This is a genomic window from Streptomyces sp. NPDC026377, assembly GCF_055567715.1.
Genome location: NZ_JBVHPV010000012.1, coordinates 24,558 through 45,655, shown reverse-complemented (window position 1 = coordinate 45,655; position 21,098 = coordinate 24,558). Strand labels below are relative to the sequence as shown.

Here is a 21,098-nt window from a genome sequence, read left to right as displayed (position 1 = left end):
GTACCGGGGCGCGGACAGCGAGGCCTACCGGCCGGGTGGGGCGCCGCCTATCCTCCGACCATGCGTGTCGCACTCTTCGTCACCTGCGTCAATGACGCGGTGTACCCGGCCACGGGCATCGCGACGGTGAGGCTCCTCGAACGCCTCGGCGTGGAGGTCGACTTCCCGCCCGGCCAGACGTGCTGCGGCCAAGCCCAGTTCAACACCGGCTACCGCCGTGAGACCGAACCGCTGGTGCGCCGGATGGGGGCGGTCTTCGAGGGGTACGACCATGTGGTCACCCCGTCCGGCTCCTGCGCGGCGATGGTCCGCGACACCTACCCGCGCCTGGGGCGCAGGGCCGCCGCCGAGGGCCGGGGCACCGAGCTCGGCGGGATCGCGCGGTCGCTGGTCCCCAGGGTGTACGAGCTGTCCGAGTTCCTCGTCGACGTCCTCGGCGTCACGGACGTCGGCGCGTACTTCCCGTACACCGTCACGTATCACCCCTCCTGTCACGGTCTGCGCATGCTGGGACTGGGAGACCGGCCGCGCCGGCTGCTGGACGCCGTCAAGGGGCTCGAACTGCGGGAACTGCCCGGCGCCGAGGAGTGCTGCGGGTTCGGCGGCACCTTCGCCCTCAAGAACCCGGACGTCTCGGCGGCCATGGGCACCGACAAGGCGGACAGCGCGCTGACCACCGGCGCCGAGGTGCTCTGCGGCGCCGACAGCTCCTGTCTGATGCATCTGAGCGGCATCCTGCGCCGCCGGGGCGACCCCCTGCGGGCCCTGCACCTCGCCGAGATCCTGGCCAGTACGGAAGCGGAGCCCTACGTATGAGCGGCACCTTCGTCGGTATGCCCTCCTTCCCGGTGGCGGCCAGGGAAGCGGTCCACGACCCCGTCCTGCGCGCCAACCTCCGCCACGCCACCCACACCATCCGCGACAAGCGCGCCACCGCCGTCGCCGAGCTGGCCGACTGGCAGGAGCTGCGCGAGGCGGGCAAGCAGATCAAGGACCACACCCTGCGCCATCTCGACCGGTACCTGGTGCGGCTGGAGGAGTCCGTCGTACGCGCCGGGGGCACCGTCCACTGGGCGGCCGACGCCGACGAGGCCAACCGCATCGTCGCCGACCTGGTCAAGGCCACCGGTGAGCGCGAGGTCGTCAAGGTCAAGTCGATGGCCACCCAGGAGATCGGCCTCAACGAGGCGCTGGCCGCAGAGGGCGTTTGCGCGTACGAGACCGACCTCGCCGAACTGATCGTGCAGCTCGGCCAGGACCGGCCGTCCCACATCCTCGTCCCCGCCATCCACCGCAACCGGGGCGAGATCCGCGCCATCTTCCGCGAGGAGATGGGGAAGTGGGGCCGCCCCGCCCCGGACGCTCTGAGCGACGACCCCGCCGAGCTCGCCGAGGCGGCCAGGCTGCACCTGCGGGAGAAGTTCCTGCGCGCCAAGGTCGGGATCTCCGGCGCCAACTTCATGGTGGCCGAGACCGGCACCCTGGTCGTCCTGGAGTCCGAGGGCAACGGCCGGATGTGTCTGACGCTGCCCGAGACGCTGATCTCCGTCGTCGGCATCGAGAAGGTGGTCCCCACCTGGCGGGACCTTGAGGTCTTCCTCCAGACGCTGCCGCGCTCCTCCACGGCCGAGCGGATGAACCCGTACACCACCATGTGGACGGGCACCACCGACGGCGACGGCCCTTCCGCCTTCCACCTCGTCCTGCTGGACAACGGCCGCACCGACGCCCTCGCCGACGAGACGGGCCGCCAGGCGCTGCGCTGCATCCGCTGCTCGGCCTGCCTCAACGTCTGCCCGGTGTACGAACGGGCCGGCGGCCACGCCTACGGCTCGGTCTACCCCGGTCCCATCGGCGCCATCCTCAGCCCCCAACTGCGCGGCACGACCAGCGAGATCGACGCCTCCCTGCCGTACGCCTCCTCCCTCTGCGGGGCGTGCTACGAGGTATGTCCGGTCGCCATCGACATCCCCGAGGTGCTGGTGCATCTGCGCGAACGCGTCGCCGAGCGGGGCGGCAGGGGGCACCGGCTGGAGAAGGCGGCCATGAAGGCGGCGAGCTGGGCGATGGACCGGCCCGCGGTGATGGCGGCGGCCGAGCGGGCGGCGGCCCGGACCCGGAAGCTCCACCCGGCCGACCCGCCCGGCGCCGGAGCCTGGACGGCGAGCCGCGCCCTGCCCGAGATGCCGCGGGAGCCCTTCCGCGACTGGTGGAAGAAGAGGGACCGATGAACTCCCGCGACCGCATCCTGGCCCGCGTCCGCACCGCCGTGGCCGACGCCCCGGAAGCACCCGAGCCCGCCCGCGACTACCTCACCGGCCACACCCCGGACGACGACCCCGGCGCCCTCGTCGACCTGCTGCACGAGAACCTGGCCGACTACCGGGCGCACGTCCACCGCACCGCAGCGGACGGCCTGCCGGCGCTGCTGGCGCGGCTGCTCGCCGAACGCGGCGCGGCCACGGTCCTGGTGCCGCCCGGACTGCCCCCGCGCTGGCTGAGCGCGGCCGACGCCGTACGCGTGGATGACCTGGCCGCGTCCACCCCGGCCGAACTCGACACGGTGGACAGCGTGGTGACCGGCTGCGCCCTCGCCATCGCCGAGACCGGCACCCTCGTCCTGGACGGCTCCCCGGACCAGGGCCGACGCCGGATCACCCTCGTCCCGGACCACCACATCTGTGTCGTCCGGGTGCCGGACCAGGTGGTGGTGTCGGTCCCGCGGGCGATGGGACGGCTCGACCCGACACGCCCGCTGACCTGGATCTCCGGGCCGTCCGCGACGAGCGACATCGAGCTGGACCGGGTGGAGGGAGTGCACGGCCCGCGCACGCTGGAGGTGGTGCTCCTCGGCGGGTGACGCCCGTGGCGTCAGCGGGTCAGCCGGGGCGCCTCGGCCGCCGCGTCCACCGGCCCGGGCAGCCGGTCTGCCAGCGCGCGGGCCCACGCCACGAGCCCGGCCGGATCCATCCCGTACAACGGTGTCCCCGCGTACCGCCCCAGCGAGTCCGCGCCCCGGGCGAGCAGCGCGGCACCGCCCTTCGCGTTGCCGCGCGCCGCGTGCGTGAGTCCCACGGCGAGCTGTGCGAGCCCCCGCCACAGCTCGCGCTCGCTCTGAGGTCCCGTCTTCCAGGCGTCCTCGAACACCTCGTGCGCGTGGAACGGCATCCCCGCGTCGAGCAGCCGCTGCGCCTCCCGCACGGTCTCGTCCGGGGTGCGCGCCACCCCCTCCGGCAGCCGTTCCACTCCTGGCGAGCCGTACGGCAGGGGCCGCCCGAGCCCGTCCCTGGGCCGGGCGTTGCGCGCCCGCCCCTCGGCGTCCCGGTCCCGGCGCGAAGAAGTTTCCATGCGCCCATTGTCCCCCGCCGTCGCTCCCCGTACCGGAACACCGCCCTGAGTGAGGTATGGTTCTCATGCACGACCGGCCGGGGGAAACCCCAGGTCAGACGGGCACCGGGACGTGGCGCAGCTTGGTAGCGCACTTGACTGGGGGTCAAGGGGTCGCAGGTTCAAATCCTGTCGTCCCGACCATGCGGAAACGCAGGTCGAAGGCCGTTCTCTCATCCGTGGGAGGGCGGCCTTTCGTGTGTCCGCTTCACCGGAGGCGTCCACGACACCGTGACCACACCGGCAGGGTCGAACAGGTGAGGTAATCTCCCGCTGACGCCAGGCGCCCGACAGTGGATGCTCCTGGCGTCGAGCATGCGGTCAATCGTGGCCGGCAAGCCGCTGTGCGAGCGGCGAGTGTTCAGAGCGCGCTACGGACATCCGCACCGAGCCTGACCGTGCGGGCCCTGCTGTGCCCGAGCGGCCTGCCTTCGCGCTCATGCTCCTCGCTGTCACACGCCCCCTCGCCCCCTTGACGGCGAGGGGGCGTGTGCGTGGCAGGGCCGGTGCCTTCATGGACTTCTGGACGGGAATGTGACAGAGACTCAGATACGCCCGGACGTGCCTCATAGCGCAGGGGGCCGACGTGCCGCGCCTGCCTTCGGGCGCGTGCGGACAGCTCGGCGCGCGGTGGCCGTCTCCTGGCGGCAGGCGCGGGCCGCGCTCCTGCTGCACATCGGGCTGCGCCTGGTCGGTATCGGCATGGTCGGTATCTGGGGGCACCGCGAAGGGCTGGGGCTGCACAGGATCCTGGCGACCCGGTGGGACTCGGTCTACTACCTGAACATCGCCGACCACGGCTACACCAGCCCCATGGTGCCGGGCTGCGGACTCGGCGGCCCCACCTGCAAGCTCGCCTTCTTCCCGCTCTACCCCGCACTGATACGGGCCGCCGCCGCCGTCAGCGGGCTCCCGGCCAGCTGGGCCGCGTGGGCGATCGCGCTGGTCGCCTCGCTCCTCGCAGCCTGGGGCATCTTCGCCGTCGCCGAGAAGCTGTACGGCGCCCGGGTCGCCCTGTTCACCGTCGCCCTGTACGCGATCGTGCCGCACGCCCTGGTCCAGTCCATGGCCTACACCGAGCCGGTCTTCACCGCCCTGGCCGCCTGGGCCCTGTACGCGGTCCTCACCCGTGCCTGGCTCACCGCCGGCACCCTCGCGCTCCTCGCCGGAGCAACCCGCCCCTCCGGCCTCGCCGTCATCGCCGCCGTCACACTCGGCGCGGCCTGGCACCTGCTCCCCGCGCGCAGACGTACGACCCCGCAGCTCCCCGCTCGCGGAAGGCGCGCGGCACGGCGGCCCACCGCACGGCTGTACGGCGCGATAGCCCTGGCCCCGCTGGGGTGGATCGCGTTCTTCGTCTGGGTCGGGCGCCGTATGGGGCGCTGGGACGGCTACTTCGTGGAGCAGCAGCGCTGGGGTTCCACGTTCGACGGCGGCGCCTTCACCGTGCAACGGCTCAGCGACCTTTTCACCCGCCCGCAGCTTTCCCTGGACGACGTCGTGGTCGCCGCCACCGTCGTCACCGCCGTCATCCTGCTCGGCGCTCTGGCACTGCGCCGCCCGCCGGCGGCGGTGTGGATCTACACCGCCGTCCTGGTCCTGATCGTCGTCGGCGGCGCGGGCTTCTTCCAGTCCAAGGCCCGTTTCCTCCTCCCCGCCTTCCCGCTCCTCTTCCCCCTCGCCATGGCCCTCGCCCGCGCGCGCGCCACCACCGTCTACGCAGTCCTCACCGGCACCGCGCTCGTCTCCGCCTGCTACAGCGGCTACCTCACCATGGTGTGGACCCACTCGCCGTAAGGGCCGGGCGGGCGGACCTGAATTCCCGGAGAGCGCCCCACGGGACGGGCCCGCGCGGAGGCCGCGGAGCGGTCGTTCCGCGGCTTCGTGGCGGGGAATTCCCGCTACGCCACGACCCCCCGATAGGGGGCCCAATTCCCCGGGCTAGGGGTGGTTTAGGGGAATGACTGCGCCCGGCGGGCGTGAGTAATGTTCGCCGTAATTCGGTAAACGGAAAAGGGTGCAGAAGTGGCTAACTTTGACCAGGAATTGAGTCTGCCGGCCTGGCCGCAGTACGGCGACGAGGAGCGCGAGGGACTCATCCGCGCCCTGGAGCAGGGCCAGTGGTGGCGCATGGGCGGCAGCGAGGTCGACACCTTCGAGGCCGAGTTCGCCGAGTACCACGGCGCGCCCTACGCCCTCGCGGTGACCACCGGCACACACGCGCTGGAGCTGGCCCTCGAAGTGATGGGGATCAAGCCGGGCGACGAGGTCATCGTCCCCGCCTTCACCTTCATCTCCTCCTCGCAGGCCGTGCAGCGCTTCGGCGCGGTCGCCGTTCCGGTCGACGTCGACCTCGACACCTACAACATCGACCCGGCCGCCGCTGCCGCCGCCGTCACCGACCGGACCCGGGCGATCATGCCCGTCCACATGGCGGGCGTCGTCGCCGACATGGACGCCCTCGGCAAGATCGCCGCCGACGCGGGCATCCAGCTGGTCCAGGACGCCGCGCACGCGCACGGCGCCAGCTGGAAGGGCAGCCGGATCGGCGAGCTCGGCTCGATCGCCGCCATGAGCTTCCAGAACGGCAAGCTCATGACCGCGGGCGAGGGCGGCGCCGTGCTCTTCCCCGACCGCGAGTCCTACGAGCTCGGATTCCTGCGGCACAGCTGCGGCCGCCCGCGCGGTGACCGCACGTACCGCCACGCCACCTCCGGCTCCAACTTCCGGATGAACGAGTTCTCGGCGAGCGTGCTCCGCGCCCAGCTGAGCCGTCTCGACGCGCAGATCGACACCCGCGAGGAGCGCTGGCCGCTGCTGTCCCGGCTGCTCGCCGAGGCCGGTGTGGTGCCCCAGGGCGACGACGAGCGCGTCGACCGCCACCCGCACTACATGGCGATGTTCCGGGTCCCCGGGATCACCGAGGACCAGCGCAACGCGCTCGTCGACGACCTGATCGCCCTCGGTCTGCCCGCCTTCGCCTCGTTCCGCGCGATCTATCGCACCAACGCGTTCTGGGAGCACTCGGCCCCCCGCGAGACGGTGGAGCAGATAGCCGCCCGCTGCCCCAACAGCGAGCTGATCAACGCGGAGAGCATCTGGCTCCACCACCGCACCCTGCTGGGCACCGAGGAACAGATGCACCAGGTGGCCGAGCGCGTCGCCGCCGCCGTGGCCGCCCGGTGAGCGAGTCCGCCCCGCCGATACCGGTGGCCGTCGTCGGCCTCGGCTGGGCGGCCAGGGAGATCTGGCTGCCCCGGCTGCGACGGCACCCCCGCTTCACCGTCGCCGCGGTCGTCGACCCGGTGGCCGAGGCCCGCGCCCGGGTCGCCGAACTGGCCCCGGGCGCCCGCGCCGTGGCCTCCATCGAGGACATCGACCCGGCCGAGGCACGCCTCGTGGTCGTCGCCGTGCCCAACCACCTGCACGCCGCCATCGGCGTCGGCCTGCTGGAGCGCGGGCACACCGTCTTCATCGAGAAGCCGGTCTGCCTCAGCTCCGAGGAGGCGCACCGGCTTGTCGAGGCCGAGGCCGCCGGGGACGGGGTGCTGCTCGCCGGCAGCGCGGCCCGTGAACGCGCCGACGTACGGGCCCTGTACGAGGCCGTGCGCGGTCTCGGCGCCATCCGGCACATCGACGCCTCCTGGGTCCGCTCGCGCGGAGTGCCCGGCGCGGGCGGCTGGTTCACCAACGGCGAGCTCGCGGGCGGGGGAGCCCTGCTGGACCTCGGCTGGCACCTGCTCGACGTGGTGGGCCCCTTGACGGGCGACGCCGAGGCCGAGCAGGTCGTCGGCGCCGTGTCGGCGGACTTCCTCGCGGACGCCCGGGCGGCGGCCGGGTGGCGCGGGGACACCGGGACCGGCCGGGCGGCCGGCGTGGACGTCGAGGACACCGCCCGCGGCTTCCTGGTGTACGACAACCGGATCTCCCTCGCGCTGCGCGCGAGCTGGGCCTCGCACGAGGAGTTCGACACCACCACGGTCACCGTCGAGGGCACGGCCGGAACCGCCACGCTGCGCTGCACCTTCGGCTTCAGCCCCCGCCGCTCCGGCGGCTCTCGGCTCCTGCTCACCCGGTCCGGCGAGACCACCGCGGTGCCGTTCGCCGAGGAAACCATCGGTACCGAGTACGACCGCCAGCTCGACGACATCGCGGACCGGCTCGCCGCCCCCGACAGCAAGGGCCGGGCGGCCCGGGAGGCCCGGCGCACCGTCGGTGTGATCGAGCGTCTCTACCGCTCGGCGGGCTCGCCGCGCCACAGCGCGGAACCCGCCGCCGCGACGCGGGTCACGCGGTGACACCGCACCCGACCCGTACCGGCACAGCCACAGCTCAGGAGTTCTGATGAAGATCGACATCGCTTCACTGGCACGCGAAGGCCGGCCGACCGCCGTCGTCTTCGACCTGGACGGCGTGCTCGTCGACAGCTTCGACGTGATGCGCGAGGCGTTCCGTATCGCCTACCGGGAAGTCGTCGGCGACGGTCCGGCCCCGTTCGAGGAGTACAGCCGTCACCTCGGCCGGTACTTCCCGGACATCATGCGGACCATGGGCCTGCCCCTGGCCATGCAGGAGCCCTTCGTGAGGGAGAGCTACCGCCTGGAGGGGAAGGTCCGTCTCTTCGACGGCGTCCGGGAGCTGCTCGCGGAGCTGACCGCGGGAGGCGTCCGCCTCGCCGTGGCCACCGGCAAGAGCGGCGACCGGGCCCGTTCGCTGCTGCGGCGGCTGGAGGTGATCGACCACTTCGAGTACGTCATCGGCGGCGACGAGGCGCCCCGCGCCAAGCCCGCGCCGGACATGGTGCTCAAGGCGCTGCGCCTGCTCGGCGTGGGCCCGCACGAGGCCGTGATGGTCGGTGACGCGGTGACGGATCTGATCAGCGCCCGGGGCGCCGGTGTCTCGGCCGTCGCCGCGCTGTGGGGGGAGACCGAGGAGAAGGAGCTGCTCGCCATGCTGCCCGACGCGGTGCTGCGCGAGCCGGCCGAACTGCTCGACCTGGTCCACGTGCGCGTCCCCCTCTGAGCCCCACGGGGAAGGGCCCGGAACGCTTCGGCGTTCCGGGCCCTTCCCCGTTTCCCCGGGGGTTACGCCGCCACCGGGGCTTCACCCAGCACCAGCTGGTACGCGGTCGGCGCGTCGCGGTGGTCCGGGCCGGTCAGCGCGGAGCGCAGCGCGCGGGCGGCCGAGGCCGCGGGCTCGAGGCCGATACCCAGGCGGGTGTGGACCTCGTGGGCGTGGTCGAACAGCTCGTAGTTGAGGGTCGGGGTGGTCCGCACGGTGTGCCGCAGGTCCTGCGCGTACCGGGCCCACACCGGACGCAGCGCCGCGTCGCGGGCGGTGGAGGCGGTGGTCTCGAAGAGCGCCTGCGCCTCCTTGCCCGCCCGCTTGTGCAGGTCGCGGCGGGCCGTGGGAGCCAGGGTGCGGCTCCAGTGCTGCCAGCCGAGGAAGAGGAAGGGCAGCCGGTCCCGCTCGGGCAGCAGCTCGGTGAGCAGCCGCAGGTGCAGGGAGGCGACGGAGAACTCGTCGGCGGGGGCGAGCCGCTCGCCGCCGAGCAGGCCGAGGGCCAGATCGCCGGTCAGGATCGTCAGCGCCGAGGGGCCCGCGGCAGCGCGCTCGGGAGTGCGGGCCACGTCGACGGCGAGGCCGAGCCGCGCCGAATCGCGGGTGAGCCGCCGCTCCAGAGCGTCGACGGCCTCGGGCACGGCCTCGAAACGCACCTCGATGCCGGCGGGCTGCTGCCCGGCGGCATCGACGTGGTGGAACCGCCACCGGCCCGAGCGGTCGACGGCGCGCAGTTGCTCCACGAGGCCGGGAACGAGGTCGGAGACGAACAGGCCGACCGGGTCGCCGGCCGCGCGGTGGCCCGTCGCGGGCAGCGGACGGATGGACAACGAATGATGCGTCATCGCGGGAATTCCTCGCGCTTCTGGGGGCGGAATGAGGGAATGGCTCGTCACCGACCCTAGGCTTCGTTGTCCGCCCCCCGACACCCTTGGAATCCCCTTATTCCGAAGGTGAATCCCCCCGGTCCGGAACGAGCCGGAAGAATTCCCGGTACGCGTCGAGCTGGTGGTCCAGCATGTGCGTTCCCGGGTGGGCGGGGCGGCCCAGGAGCGCCGCCCGCTCCAGGAGGGCGGTGCGCGGAGGCTTCATGATGATGTCGGCGACCACGGCGCCGGCCGGCAGCCCGCCCGGCTCGAACGGCAACGGATCGTCCGGCCGCATGCCCAGCGGGGTCGCGTTCACCGCCAGGTCGGCGTCGGCCAGCCGGGGCGCCGCCGTGGCCGCGGTCCGGCCGGGCCAGTGCGCTTCGAGCCGGGCCAGGAGCGCGTCCACGCGCGCGGTGTCGGGGTCGGCGACGGACAGGCGCGCGGCCCCGGCGGCGAGCAGGGCCGCCGCGATCGCGCTGCCCGCGCCGCCGGCGCCCACCAGGGCGACGTGCCGGTCCGCCGGGTCATGGCCCGCCGCCCGCAGCCCGCCGACGAAACCGGTGCCGTCGAAGTTCTCCGCGTACCAGGTGCCGTCCGGTTCACGGCGCATCGCGTTGGTGCTGCCCGCGACCGCCGCGGCGGTGCTCACCCGGTCGGCGAGCGCCAGGGCGGCGGCCTTGTGCGGCACGGTGAAGAGCATCCCGTCGAGGTTGCCGATCGCCTGAAGGCCCCGGACAATTCGGGTCAGATCCTCGGCGGTGGCCCGCACCGGCACCAGGACCGCGTCGGTGCCCAGCCGGGCGAAGAGCGCGTTGAGCAGAGCGGGGGCGCGGACCTGGGCCACCGGGTCGCCGAGGACGGCGTAGAGCCGGGTGGTCCCGGAGACGGCGGGGACGCTCACCGGGCCGCACGTGTGGGCCGTGGTCATGTCGACAGCAACTCACCGACCGTGAGGGCCAGTTCGATGGACTGGCGGGTGTTCAGGCGCGGGTCGCAGAGGGTCTCGTAGCGGGCCACGAGGTCGTCGTCGGAGAGCTCCTGGAGGCCGCCGAGGCATTCGGTGACGTCCTCGCCGCTCGACTCGACGTGCAGCCCGCCCGGCCAGGTGCCCAGCTCCCGGTGGACCTCGAAGAAGCCGCGCACCTCGTCGAGGATGTGGTCGAGCCGCCGGGTCTTGTAACCGCTGGGCGACTCGTGGGTGTTGCCGTGCATGGGGTCGCACTGCCAGACCACCGGATGGCCCTCGGCCGTGATCCGCTCCACGATCGGCGGCAGCGCCTCGCGGATTCTGCCGTGCCCCATCCGGGTGATGAAGGTGAGGCGGCCGGGGGTGCGGTCCGGGTCGAGGCGGCGCGCGTACTCCACGGCCTCGTCCGGGGTGACGCCGGGGCCGATCTTGACGCCGACCGGGTTGTCGATCAGCTCGGCCAGCGCGATGTGGGCGTGGTCGAGCTGCCGGGTGCGCTCGCCGATCCACAGGAAGTGGCCGGAGCCGCCGTAGAGCCCCGGGGTGCGGCTGCCCGGCGGCCGCTCGCGCAGCAGCGCCTGCTCGTAGGGGAGGACCAGGGCTTCGTGGCTGACGAAGAGCTCATGGCCGTCGTGGGCCGAGCCCCGGACGACGCTCATCGCGGCGGACGCGTGAGCGTGGGCCCGTACCAGCCGCTCGGGGTCGGGGACGCGGGCGGCCAGCTCCGGCTCGAAGGAGTTGACCATGTCGCCCCGGTAGGCGGGGAGTCCGAGCGCGTCGGTGTCCGAGGAGCGCGGTTTGGCGTACTGCCCCGCCATCCGGCCGACCAGCACCACGGGCGTGCCCGCCGTGCGGGTCAGGGCCGCGCCCATCGTCACCAGACAGCGTACGGTGGCCCGCAGCCGGGCTTCGGTGCTCGCCGCGAAGCTCTCCGCGCAGTCCCCGCCCTGGAGCAGGAACGCCTCGCCGCGCGAGACCGCCGCGAGGCGCTCGCGCAGCCGGTCGACCTCCGCGGGGGCGACGATCGCCGGCGCCTCGCGCAGCCGCTCGACCACGGCTGCCACGTGCTCCTGATCCGGCCAGCCCGGCTGTTGCAGCGCGGGCTTGGCGAGCGCTTCGGCGAGGGCCGGCCGGCGCCCGCCCTGTGCGGGCCCGAAGGGGCCCGGCCCGGCAAGGGCCGTCGTAGTGGCGGTCACGCCGACTCCCAGTGGTTCCTCGATGTCCGACTCAACCTGACAGTCAGATTGTCCGCGGCGGCGACGGCCGCGAGGTACCCCACTTCGCCCCCTAACCACCTTCCGGACGGCCGGGTATGGGGGCGCCGCGGGGCAGGGTGGGACCATGACACGCACCATGACATCCGACGAAGCCCAGAACTGGATACGCCCCTTCGGCCCCGGGGACACGGTCGAGGGCTCCGCCCCGAGGCTGGTATGCCTGCCGCACGCCGGCGGCTCCGCCAGCTTCTACCGGCCACTCGCCGAGGCGTTGGGGCAGCGCGTGCCCACCCTCGGGGTGCAGTACCCCGGCCGCCAGGACCGCTATCGGGAGCCGGTGATCAGCGATCTCAGGGAGCTGGCCGGGGAGGTCTTCGCGGCGCTGCGGACGCTGGGGCCGGGGCCGCTGGCGCTCTTCGGGCACAGCATGGGCGCCGTCGTGGGGTACGAGGTGGCGCTGCTGATGCGGCGCGCCGGGGTGCCCGGACCGGTGCGGCTGTTCGCCTCCGGGCGCCGGGCCCCGTCCCGCTACCGCTTCGAGAACGTCTGGCGGCGCGACGACGCCGGGATCGGGGCGGAGCTGCGGCGGCTGGCCGGCACGCACGCCGAACTGCTCGCCGACCCCGAGGTGGTGGAGCTCGTCCTGCCCGCCGTACGCGGCGACTACCGGGCCATCGAGACCTACCGGCACGACCCCGCCGAGCGGCTGGCCTGCCCGCTGTCGGTGCTCACCGGCGACGCCGACCCGATGGTGAGCGCGGACGAGGCCCAGGACTGGCGCGGACACACCGAGGGCCCGTTCTCCGTGCGGACCTTCACCGGCGGGCACTTCTACCTGCTCGACCACATCGAGTCGATCGCGGGCGCCGTCGAGGCGGACCTGGCCGCGGACCGGGTGGTCGGCGCGGTCTGAGCGATACGCCGGACGCCCGTCGTCCGGGGCCGTGCGGGCCCCGGACGACGGGCGGTTCAGCTCGCGGCCTCCAGGTGCCAGCTGAGGTCCGACGGCAGCTGCTTGCGGTGCTTGATGTTCAGCTTCCGGTAGACCCGGGTCAGATGCTGCTCGACCGTGCTCGGGGTGACGTAGATCTTGGCCGCGATCTCCCGGTTGGTGTACCCCATCGCCGCGAGCGCCGCCACCCGCCGCTCGGAGTCGGTGAGGGCCGCGAGGTGGTCGGTGCCGCCGGAGTCGGCCACCACCTCCACCAGCTCGCGGCTGACCGACAGCAGCTCCCGTACGAGCGGCTCGGCCTCGCACATCCTGGCCATGTGCAGCGCGCGCCGGTGCAGCATACGGGCGCGGCGGTTGTCGTCGAGGCGGTGGTAGGCGTCGCTCAGATCGGCCAGGGTGCGGGCCTGCTCGTAACGGTCGCCGCAGCTCTCCATCAACTCCAGTACTTCCAACAGAAGTTGCGGGCGGCGTGGGGCGGGGCTCACCGCGGCCATCAGCCGCAGGGCGAGCGCGCGGTTGCGGGCGCCGCGGTCGCCGGTGCGGGCCAGCAGGTCGCTGACGAGCTGCCGTGTCTGGTCGTGATTGCCCAGGCCCAGCCACGCCTCGGCCGCGCCCGCCGCCCACGGGACGATCCCGACCGGGTCGAGGCCCCAGCCCCGGACGAGATCGCCGCAGGAGAGGAAGTCGGCCAGTGCCACATGGTAATGACGGGTCATCAGATAGAGCTGGCCGCGCCCGTACAGATAGTGCAGCCCGTACCGGGTGCGGAACATCGCGTCCGGCACCGGCTGCGCCAGCACCTCCGCGGCCTCGTCGAACCGGCCCAGCCGCGCGTACGCCTGGAGGAGGTTGCCCAGCGGCAGCCCCGCCGCGACGCCCCAGGCCCGTACGTTCAGCTCCTCAAGGGCTGCGGTGCACGCCTCCACCGTGCCGGTCAGATCGCCGCGGCGCAGCGCGACCTCGGACTGCACGGCGAGGACGACGGCCCGCCACGGCAGGGTGCGGCCGCCCTTCTCGCGCTCGAAGAGCCGCTCGCACCACTCCATGACGCTGTCGAGCTGGTTCGCCGCGGTGAGGGTGGAGAAGGAGAGCAGCGCCGCCTCGTCCACCCAGCAGGTGTGCTGGCCCAGATGGAGGTCGCGCAGGGTCTCCTTCGCCCGGGAGACCGCCTTCGCCGACTGCCCCCGCGAGAGCAGCCCGGAGAGCGCGGCGGTGGACTGGAGCCAGGGGTCGGCCAGCGGTGACAGCAGGTGGACGTTGCCGTCTGGGCCGCCGGACGGCGGTCCGACGCGCCGGGCCAGCGTCGGGTGGGTGATCGCCAGCCACTGCTCGAGGCCGCGCAGTTCGGCCGCGGCCTCGCTGTCCTGGTCGGCCTGCGAGCGCAGCAGGTCCAGCAGCTCCACCGCCTCGTCGGTCCGGCCGTGCCACAGCAGATGGCGTACGAGGTTGAGGCCCTCGCGCCGCTGGAGGTGCCCGGCCCGCAGCGCCGCCGTCAGCTGGGGGATGTGCCGCCCGGTCGAGGCCGGGGACATCGTCCACTCGGCGTGCGCCAGCCGGGCGCGGGTCATGGCGGCGACGGCCGGGTCGGTGGCGCCCTCCAGGGCCAGTTCGAGGTAGCGGGCGGCGCGCTGGAGGTCGTGGGCGCGCAGCGACTGCTCCGCGGCCTCCTGGAGGAGCGGCGTCGCCCACGGCGGCGGCGGGGTGCCGGCCTCCAGCAGATGGCCGGCCATCGCCGGCAACGGCGCGCCACAGTCGCCGAGCAGCTCGGCCGCCCGCCGGTGCAGCGCCGCCCGGTGCCCGGCGGGGATCTCGTCGAGGACGGCGGCGCGGGCGGAGTCGCGGCGGAAGCCCCCCGTCCCGTCCAGTACGCCGGCGTCCCGCAACTGGGCCACGATCTGCTCCTCGGCCTTGGGCGCCAGATCGATCAGACGGCCCGGCGCCACCCACTCGGCGCTCTCGTCGAGCAGCGCGCGGGCGCGGGCGACCTCGAGCACCCGCGGTCCGCCCCGCTGGAGGTAGCTGAGGACCGCGAGTTCGTAGCGGCCCGAGCCGTCCCGCGAGGCGAACCGGTCCTCGACGAGGGCTTCGAGGAGCAGCGGGTTGCCGCCGGTCTCCTCGTGCAGGCGCTGGGCGTGCCGGTCGCCGGTGGCGGTGCCGACCCGCAGCGCGAGGAACTCCCGTACGCCCTCGGCGGAGAGCGGGGCGAGGGGGATCCGGTGCAGATGGGGCTGGCGGTGGAGTTCGGTGACGAACGGCGACGGCACGCCCGTGCGCTGCCCCTCGTCGGTGAGGACGATCATGATGCGGCCGGTCAGGCTGCGCCGGACCAGCTGGATGAGGAAGCAGAGGGAGGGGATGTCGGCGTGCTCGATGTCGTCGACGGTGACCACCAGCAGCCGGTCGGCCGCGACCTCGTTCAGCCGCAGGACGATGTGGTGGTGGACGGCGAGCAGCTCCTCGGGCGCGGCGTCGGCGCTGAAGCCGACGGCGTGCCGGGCGGCCTGGGCGAGCAGTTCCTTGATCTCCTCGGGGTGGCGGCCGGGCAGCGGCGCGCCGTGCAGGAGCTGGCGGACCACGCCCAGCGGCAGAGTGCTCTCGTCGGGCACACAGGAGGCGCTGAGGACCAGCGCTCCCTCGCCGAGCTGCTGCTCGACGAAGGCCTGGAGCACCGAGGTGCGGCCGGTGGCGGGCGGGCCGGAGATCAGGGCGACCTGCCCCTGCCTCCCGCTGGAGCGGGCGGCCAGTTCTCCGAGCTGGGCGAGGTGTTCTCGCCGCTCCACTAGATGCATTACTTTCCCCCATTGATATCCGTCGCCCTGCCGTTTTGTGCTAGCGGGCTGGAAACGATCGAAAACATAACACCGCCCGGCCATGGGTCGGTGAGGTTCGGCCCATGCCCCGGCAATGCCGATCGGGGGAGGAGAAGCGTGTTTACCGGTCGGTCGACCGGTTTTCGAAGGGGTCGGGCGCCCCGTCCCGCAGATCCCGACAGAATGCTGGGTTCCGCCTCCGATAATCCGACTGAAGTGCCGGTTTTTACCGTTGATCTGCCGGTTCGTCGAAGGTAAGTGCTTATTACATTCAATTCGGCGGCGCCGGTGCCCCCGCATTACCGCCGCATGGGCACACGGGTGGAGGGCTCCTCCAGCGAGCATTCCGCAATGGTGCAGCCCTCCCGGGAAGACAGCGGATCCTCATGCGGAATAGCCTGATCCGGAAATTCCGCGCCCGAATCGCCATGCCATGCGGCGGCCCGTCGATATTTGGTGACCCGTGCCGTACGCGGCAGTTGTACGTACGCCACGCAGCGCACCAGGGGAGTACGGAAGGCGTACTCCATCTGGTCACCCGCGGCGAGCGCGGCGGGCACCCGGCGCAGCAGGCCCGCCTGTTCGAGATGGCGCAGGCAGTGCGCCGACTCGTCGTGGTTCCGCCCGCCCACGGCCGCGACCGCCGCCGCCGTGACCCGCGTGCCGAGCGCGGCGGCGTCCTGGAGCACCGCCCGGTCGTGGTCCGGCAGGGTGTCGAGCCGGGTGGCGATGATGCTGTACACGGACTGCGGCACCGGGAGCCCGGTGGCATCCGGGAGGTGGTCGGCCTGGCTCAGGGTGCGGGCGGACAGCTCCCAGGAAAGCGGTGTGCCGTCACGCAGCGCCTCGGCGTACTCGACGGCGAAGCGCGGATTGCCGTCGATCCGCGCCATGAGCGCGGCCCGTGAGGGCAGGCCCACCCGGGTGTGCAGCCCGGCGCCGTTGCGCAGCGGCGGCATGGACAGGACCGCGTCGAACAGCTCCGCCGCGGCGTCCTCGGGCAGCGGCTCCAGGAACAGCGTGGACAGCTCCGGCCGCCCCTGCCCCCAGCGCGGGCGGCGCCGGAGCAGCTCGGGGCGGGCGGTCGCGACGATCAGCACCGGGACGGAGCCGGGCGAGGCCAGATCGTCGAGCAGGTCGAGCACCGCGTCGTCGGCCAGGTGGAGGTCGTCGACGATCACGGTCAGCGGCGCGTCCGTTGCCAGCTCTTCGAGGAACCGCCGCCAGGCGGGGAGTGCCTGGGTCTCTTCCTGTTGGACGTCACCGTCCGGCCGGGGCAGGGCCAGCGGAGCGAGCCGGGACATCAGCCAGTCGGCCGTCCGGGCGGTGCCGGCGAGCCCCCGCACGGCCCGGTCGAGCTTCTCCTGGGCGACCTCGGGCGGATCGTCCGGGCCGATCCCGGCGTACGAGGCGAGCAGGCCGCCCAGCAGCCCCGGCCGGGCGGCCTCGCGGAAGGGGGGGACCCGGCCGACGAGACGGCGCACCCGCTCCTCGCCCGTGCCCGCCGCCGCGGCGAACTCGGCGGCCAGCCTGCTGCGTCCGCTGCCGGGCGGACCGACCACGGTCACCAGATGGGGCCTGCCGCCGGTGCGCACCGCGTCGAGCCGTCCGCGCAGCGCCCCGAGTTCCTCGCCGCGGCCCATGAACGGCGCGGGGCCGGTGGGCGCGGGGCCGCTGGGCAGCAGACCGGTCACCAGCCAGCCGCCGAGCTGGTCGACGGCCGGGGAGTGCACCACCGCGCACTGGCCCGCCCGTGCCGTGGTGTCGCAGACCCGGATGGTGCCCGGGCGGACGAAGTCCAGGAGCTGCTGGCAGCGGTCGAGGACCCCGCCGGTCAGGTCGATCCGCCGGTCGCCGCCGCAGTGCCGGGAGAGCAGCGCCTCGCCGGTCGTCACGGCCGCGGAGACCTCCATCCGTGTGATCACCCCGTTCGGCGCGTGGTCGCCGAGCCGGCGCTGCACGGCCAGGGCGGCGCGCATGGCCCGCTCGGCGATGTCCTCCTGGCTCCTGGGCACCCCGAACGCGGCCTGCCACATCGACCCGATGACCCCGGTGACCACCCCGCCGTGCCGGCGCACCTCGTCCCGGACCGCGGCGCCCGCGAGCCGCAGCCCCTCGGCGACGCACTCCGGGTCGTGGTGCTGGGCGTGCGGGTCGAAGTGGGCGCGGACCATCAGCACGCTGACCAGCTTCCACTCGACGCTCACCGGGGGCGTGTCGTACCCCGGCTCGCGCTCGCCGCGGTCCGCGGCCCACGGTGCGGCGGGTGTGTCCCCGGAGGGGGGCAGCAGGGAGGCGTCGTGGTTGAGGATCGACTGCTCCAGGTCGCGCAGCGCGCGGCCGGGATCCAGGCCCAACTCCCGGGCCAGGGTGTCCCGGGTGCGGCGGTAGGCGCTGAGTGCCTCGGCGTGCCGGCCGCACCGGTAGAGCGCGAGCATCAGCTGCCCGCACAGCCGCTCACGGGCCGGGTTCGCCTCGTACTCCGCGAGCAGCTCGGCGACGAGTTCGTGGTGGGAGCCGGCGGCCAGTTCGGCCTCGACGCAGTCCTCCAGGACGTCGAGGCGGGCGCTGCGGACGAGTCCCGTCTCCGGCCAGTCGACGCCGGCCTCGACGAGGTCGGCGAGGACCGGACCGCGCCAGAGCCCGAGCGCCTCCCGCAGCAGGGCGATGGCCGGTTCCCGGGCCCCGGCGGCCATCTCCGCCCGCCCCTGCTCCACCAGCGCCTGGTGGCGGTACCAGTCGATGTCCTGCTCGGGCACGCGCAGCACGTATCCGTGCGCCCGGGTCTCCAGGGCCACCGAGGTGTCCGTGGCCGAGTGCAGGGCCCGGCGCAGACCGGCCACCACGTTCTGCAGCCCCTTGCGGGCGGTCGGCGGGACGTCGTCGCCCCACAGGGCGGTCAGCAGGCGGCTGGTGGCCACCGTGCTGTTGGCGTGCAGCAGCAGGATCCCCAGCGCGGCCCGCTGTTTGAGGCCGCGGATCAGCACCGTCTGCCCCTGGTGGACCACGGTGAGCGGTCCGAGGAGGTTGAACTGCATGCGCACGGCCCTCAATTCACGACGGGGAAGTGGGGAGTGGGGGAGCGGGGGTAGGGGAAGGGGTTCGGCCGCGGAGCGGCACCGGCATTCTTCGTAGCTCGTTTTGCCTGGTCAAGCCGGGTTACTGGGGTGTGGGCCCGGTGGGAGACGAGGACGGGACACTCAGCGTGAGGACAGGTCTGGACCAGACCTGGGAAAAGGGGAGCACCCCTCCACCGGATGTTGACAGAGTGTCAACTTTTATGAAGTGGATCACAGTGCCGGGCGATTGGCGCTCCATGACCATGGAATGGGTGGCTCCGTTCCGTGACGGCCTAGGCTCCCGGCTGTGATCGAAAACCCGACAGACCGTGCGTACCTGGGCATCGACGTGGGCGGCACCAAGGTCGCCCTGCGCCTGGAAGGGGCCGGCCGGGCCCCCGTGCAGGACTCCTTCCCCTGGCACCCCGGCGCCTCCGTCGCCGACGACATGGCGGTGCTCTACCGGCATGTCCAGGAGTTCCTCGCCCGGGAGCGCGAACCCGTCGCCGCCGCGGGCGTCGCCGTACCCGTGACGCTCGACGAGCGACAGCACGTCACCGCGTGGCCCAACAGGCCGTCCTGGCAGGGTCTCGACCTCGGGGCGCGGCTGCGCGCCCTGCTGCCCGGCGCGCGCGTGGAGATCGGGGACGACGGCGACCTGGCCGCGCTCGCCGAGGCCGCGCACTCGGGCAGCCGCGACCTGGTCTACCTCGGCGTCGGCACCGGCATCGGCGGCGGCCTGGTGCTGGACGGGCGGCCCTGTCCGGGACCGGCCCGGGGATCGAGCGAACTCGGCCACATGGTCGTCGACCGGTCCGGGCCGCTGTGCGACTGCGGCCGGCGCGGCTGCCTCCAGGCCCTGGCCTCCGGCCCGGCCACGCTGCGCAGGGCGGCCCGGCTGCGCGGCCTGGCGGTGGAGTTCGCCGAGCTGCGGACGGCTGTCGAGGCGGACGAACCCTGGGCGCGGGAGACGCTCGCCGGAACCGGCGAGGCGCTGGCGCTGGCGGTCGTCTCGCTCGGCGAGGCGCTGCACACCGGCACCGCGGTGATCGGCGGCGGGTTTGCCGCGGCGATCCCCGCGGTGGTCGAGGAGACCGCCCGGTCCGTGGCCGCGTTGGTCCGGCCCGGGGTCCGCCCGCCGCGCGTGGTGGCGGCCGGCCTCGGCGGCCTCTCCTCGCTCCACGGCGCATTGCTGCTGGCCCGGCAGGGCTGACCCCCCCACCGGGCCGGCGGTCCCGGACGCGGTCAGTGCGGGACCTTGGCGAGCAGCGCCCGGGCCGCGAGGCGGTAGCCGTAGGCCCCGAGCCCGACGATGATCCCGGACGCCAGCGGGGCGATCACCGACTCGTGCCGGAACGACTCGCGCGCCCACACGTTGGACAGATGCACCTCCATCCACGGCCGCGGGTAGCTGGCGAGCGCGTCCCGCAGCGGCCAGCCCGTGATCATCAGGGCGCCCGGGTTCACGATCGCGCCCACGGTGTCGCAGGAGTCGTGGATACGGCCGATGAGCTCGCCCTCGATGTCGCTCTGGAACGAGGTCACCGTCCAGCCGCGTTCGGCGACCTCCTCGGCCACCGCCTTCTCGATGTCGGCGAGCGTGTCGGTACCGTAGATCTCCGGCTCGCGCCGGCCCAGGATGCCCAGGTTCGGTCCGTTGAGCAGCAGCAGTTCAGGCATGGTCGGCCCTTTCGCCGGTCGGGGGAATACGGGGGGCCCGGTCCATCGCGGCCAGCGTCTCGGCGACCACGTGCCGGGGAACATCGGGGACGAGCTCGGCTCCGCCGGGCCCGTCGAGGACGAACGTCAGGCCGTGCGTGGCCTTCTTGTCGAGCGCCATCAGGGCGACCAGCGCGTCCACGTCGACCTCGGAAGGCAGCGCGGTCGGCAGCCCGAAGTGGCTTACCACGTCCAGGTGTTCGGCGACCCGGCTCGCGGGGATCCGGCCGAGCGCCCCGGCCAGCCGGCCCGCGAAGACCGTGCCGATGGCCACCGACTCGCCGTGCGAGAGTGCGAAGTCCGTCGCCCGCTCCAGCGCGTGGCCCAGTGTGTGGCCGTAGTTGAGCAGATGGCGGTGGCCGGTGTCCCGCTCGTCGAGGGCCACGATCTGCGCCTTGCGCGCCACACTGGCCGCGATCTGCTCGTGCAGCGGCAGCCCGCGCAGATCGCCCGCGCCGATGAAGAAGCAGCGGGCGATCTCGCCGTACCCGCCGATCAGTTCGCGCTCAGGCAGCGTGCTGAGATAGTCCGTGTCGCACAGGACGGCGCTCGGCTGCCAGTAGGTGCCCACCAGGTTCTTGCCCTGGGGCAGGTTGACCGCCGTCTTGCCGCCCACGCTGGCGTCCACCTGCGCGAGCAGCGACGTCGGCAGGTGCACCACGGGAACGCCGCGGTGGAACAGGGCCGCGGCCAGGCCCACCGAGTCCGTGGTGGTGCCGCCGCCGACGGACACCACCGCGTCCGACCGGGTCAGCCCGAACTCGGCGAACCGGCCGCACAGCCGCTCCACCGTGGCCAGCGTCTTGTCGTGTTCGCCGTCCTGGGCCGGCACGAACAGCGAGGGCACGCCGGGGTCCGGCACCCACTCCGGCGGCCGTGCGGAGACCACGACCACCCGCCGTGCCCCGGTGCGCGCCACCGCTTCGGGCAGCAGGTGCCGTACGCCCGGCCCGATGGTGACGTCGTACGAACGGTCCTCCAGGTCGACCGTGATGGTCCGGTGCGTACCGGTCGTCATATGAACCCTTTCCGGATGCGTGCGGGGACGCGTCGCCGT

At 73.4% G+C, this 21,098-nt stretch carries 17 protein-coding genes and 1 tRNA gene; 10 read left to right on the top strand and 8 right to left on the bottom strand.

The window, feature by feature from the left end; genetic code table 11:
- The first annotated feature begins 60 nt into the window (after positions 1 to 60).
- The 3 genes from ACZ4MU_RS23765 to ACZ4MU_RS23755 are packed head-to-tail and all read left to right on the top strand — an operon-like array spanning position 61 to position 2,860.
- Positions 61 to 816: a (Fe-S)-binding protein gene (locus tag ACZ4MU_RS23765; protein ID WP_467879947.1), complete on the top strand. Its 756-nt coding sequence runs from the start codon at positions 61 to 63 to the stop codon at positions 814 to 816.
- Positions 813 to 2,231, top strand: a complete 1,419-nt coding sequence (locus tag ACZ4MU_RS23760) for a LutB/LldF family L-lactate oxidation iron-sulfur protein (RefSeq protein WP_467879945.1) — start codon at positions 813 to 815, stop codon at positions 2,229 to 2,231. The genes ACZ4MU_RS23765 and ACZ4MU_RS23760 overlap by 4 nt, the downstream gene beginning before the upstream one ends.
- Complete coding sequence (locus ACZ4MU_RS23755; RefSeq protein ID WP_467879942.1) at positions 2,228 to 2,860, top strand: LutC/YkgG family protein; 633 nt, start codon at positions 2,228 to 2,230, stop codon at positions 2,858 to 2,860. The genes ACZ4MU_RS23760 and ACZ4MU_RS23755 overlap by 4 nt, the downstream gene beginning before the upstream one ends.
- Before the next feature lie 11 nt (positions 2,861 to 2,871).
- Here the strand turns inward: ACZ4MU_RS23755 and ACZ4MU_RS23750 are convergent, their stop codons facing one another.
- Positions 2,872 to 3,348, bottom strand: a complete 477-nt coding sequence (locus ACZ4MU_RS23750) for a DUF309 domain-containing protein (protein ID WP_467879939.1) — start codon at positions 3,346 to 3,348, stop codon at positions 2,872 to 2,874.
- A gap of 106 nt (positions 3,349 to 3,454) precedes the next feature.
- On the opposite strand from ACZ4MU_RS23750, the gene ACZ4MU_RS23745 reads away from it, so the two are divergent.
- The 5 genes from ACZ4MU_RS23745 (at position 3,455) to ACZ4MU_RS23725 (ending at position 8,409) form a co-directional block, all read left to right on the top strand.
- Positions 3,455 to 3,531 (top strand) — tRNA-Pro (locus ACZ4MU_RS23745).
- Between the two features lie 465 nt (positions 3,532 to 3,996).
- A complete protein-coding gene (locus ACZ4MU_RS23740; protein WP_467879937.1) occupies positions 3,997 to 5,184 on the top strand; it encodes a glycosyltransferase family 39 protein in 1,188 nt (395 codons plus the stop codon).
- A 228-nt stretch (positions 5,185 to 5,412) separates the two neighbouring features.
- Positions 5,413 to 6,573, top strand: coding sequence for a DegT/DnrJ/EryC1/StrS family aminotransferase (locus ACZ4MU_RS23735; protein WP_467879934.1), 1,161 nt, complete (start codon positions 5,413 to 5,415; stop codon positions 6,571 to 6,573).
- Positions 6,570 to 7,685 carry a Gfo/Idh/MocA family protein gene (locus tag ACZ4MU_RS23730; RefSeq protein WP_467879932.1) on the top strand — a complete coding sequence of 372 codons (1,116 nt, stop codon included), beginning with the start codon at positions 6,570 to 6,572 and terminating at the stop codon, positions 7,683 to 7,685. Before ACZ4MU_RS23735 ends, ACZ4MU_RS23730 begins: the two co-directional genes overlap by 4 nt.
- Before the next feature lie 46 nt (positions 7,686 to 7,731).
- The gene (locus tag ACZ4MU_RS23725) at positions 7,732 to 8,409 is read left to right on the top strand and encodes an HAD-IA family hydrolase (protein ID WP_467879929.1); all 678 of its coding nucleotides are present in this window, start codon (positions 7,732 to 7,734) and stop codon (positions 8,407 to 8,409) included.
- Positions 8,410 to 8,471: 62 nt separating this feature from the next.
- Here the strand turns inward: ACZ4MU_RS23725 and ACZ4MU_RS23720 are convergent, their stop codons facing one another.
- From ACZ4MU_RS23720 to ACZ4MU_RS23710, 3 genes are all read right to left on the bottom strand, one after another.
- Positions 8,472 to 9,293, bottom strand: a complete 822-nt coding sequence (locus ACZ4MU_RS23720; protein ID WP_467879926.1) for a hypothetical protein — start codon at positions 9,291 to 9,293, stop codon at positions 8,472 to 8,474.
- A 97-nt stretch (positions 9,294 to 9,390) separates the two neighbouring features.
- Positions 9,391 to 10,245 (bottom strand): shikimate dehydrogenase family protein, encoded by an 855-nt coding sequence (locus tag ACZ4MU_RS23715; protein ID WP_467879923.1) that lies wholly within the window; start codon positions 10,243 to 10,245, stop codon positions 9,391 to 9,393.
- Positions 10,242 to 11,348, bottom strand: a complete 1,107-nt coding sequence (locus ACZ4MU_RS23710; RefSeq protein ID WP_467880426.1) for a 3-deoxy-7-phosphoheptulonate synthase — start codon at positions 11,346 to 11,348, stop codon at positions 10,242 to 10,244. The genes ACZ4MU_RS23715 and ACZ4MU_RS23710 overlap by 4 nt, the downstream gene beginning before the upstream one ends.
- A 289-nt stretch (positions 11,349 to 11,637) precedes the next feature.
- Between ACZ4MU_RS23710 and ACZ4MU_RS23705 the strand changes: the two genes are divergently transcribed.
- Positions 11,638 to 12,414 carry a thioesterase II family protein gene (locus ACZ4MU_RS23705; RefSeq protein WP_467879920.1) on the top strand — a complete coding sequence of 259 codons (777 nt, stop codon included), beginning with the start codon at positions 11,638 to 11,640 and terminating at the stop codon, positions 12,412 to 12,414.
- 56 nt (positions 12,415 to 12,470) lie between these two features.
- Here the strand turns inward: ACZ4MU_RS23705 and ACZ4MU_RS23700 are convergent, their stop codons facing one another.
- Positions 12,471 to 15,242, bottom strand: coding sequence for a helix-turn-helix transcriptional regulator (locus ACZ4MU_RS23700; protein WP_467879917.1), 2,772 nt, complete (start codon positions 15,240 to 15,242; stop codon positions 12,471 to 12,473).
- Between the two features lie 320 nt (positions 15,243 to 15,562).
- Positions 15,563 to 18,301: a BTAD domain-containing putative transcriptional regulator gene (locus ACZ4MU_RS23695; protein WP_467879914.1), complete on the bottom strand. Its 2,739-nt coding sequence runs from the start codon at positions 18,299 to 18,301 to the stop codon at positions 15,563 to 15,565.
- 328 nt (positions 18,302 to 18,629) lie between these two features.
- Between ACZ4MU_RS23695 and ACZ4MU_RS23690 the strand changes: the two genes are divergently transcribed.
- Positions 18,630 to 19,535 (top strand): ROK family protein, encoded by a 906-nt coding sequence (locus ACZ4MU_RS23690; protein WP_467879911.1) that lies wholly within the window; start codon positions 18,630 to 18,632, stop codon positions 19,533 to 19,535.
- Between the two features lie 32 nt (positions 19,536 to 19,567).
- On the opposite strand, the gene ACZ4MU_RS23685 is transcribed toward ACZ4MU_RS23690, so the two are convergent.
- Positions 19,568 to 20,002, bottom strand: coding sequence for a type II 3-dehydroquinate dehydratase (locus ACZ4MU_RS23685; RefSeq protein WP_467879909.1), 435 nt, complete (start codon positions 20,000 to 20,002; stop codon positions 19,568 to 19,570).
- The gene (locus ACZ4MU_RS23680; RefSeq protein WP_467879906.1) at positions 19,995 to 21,059 is read right to left on the bottom strand and encodes a 3-dehydroquinate synthase family protein; all 1,065 of its coding nucleotides are present in this window, start codon (positions 21,057 to 21,059) and stop codon (positions 19,995 to 19,997) included. The genes ACZ4MU_RS23685 and ACZ4MU_RS23680 overlap by 8 nt, the downstream gene beginning before the upstream one ends.
- Positions 21,060 to 21,098 lie beyond the last annotated feature (39 nt).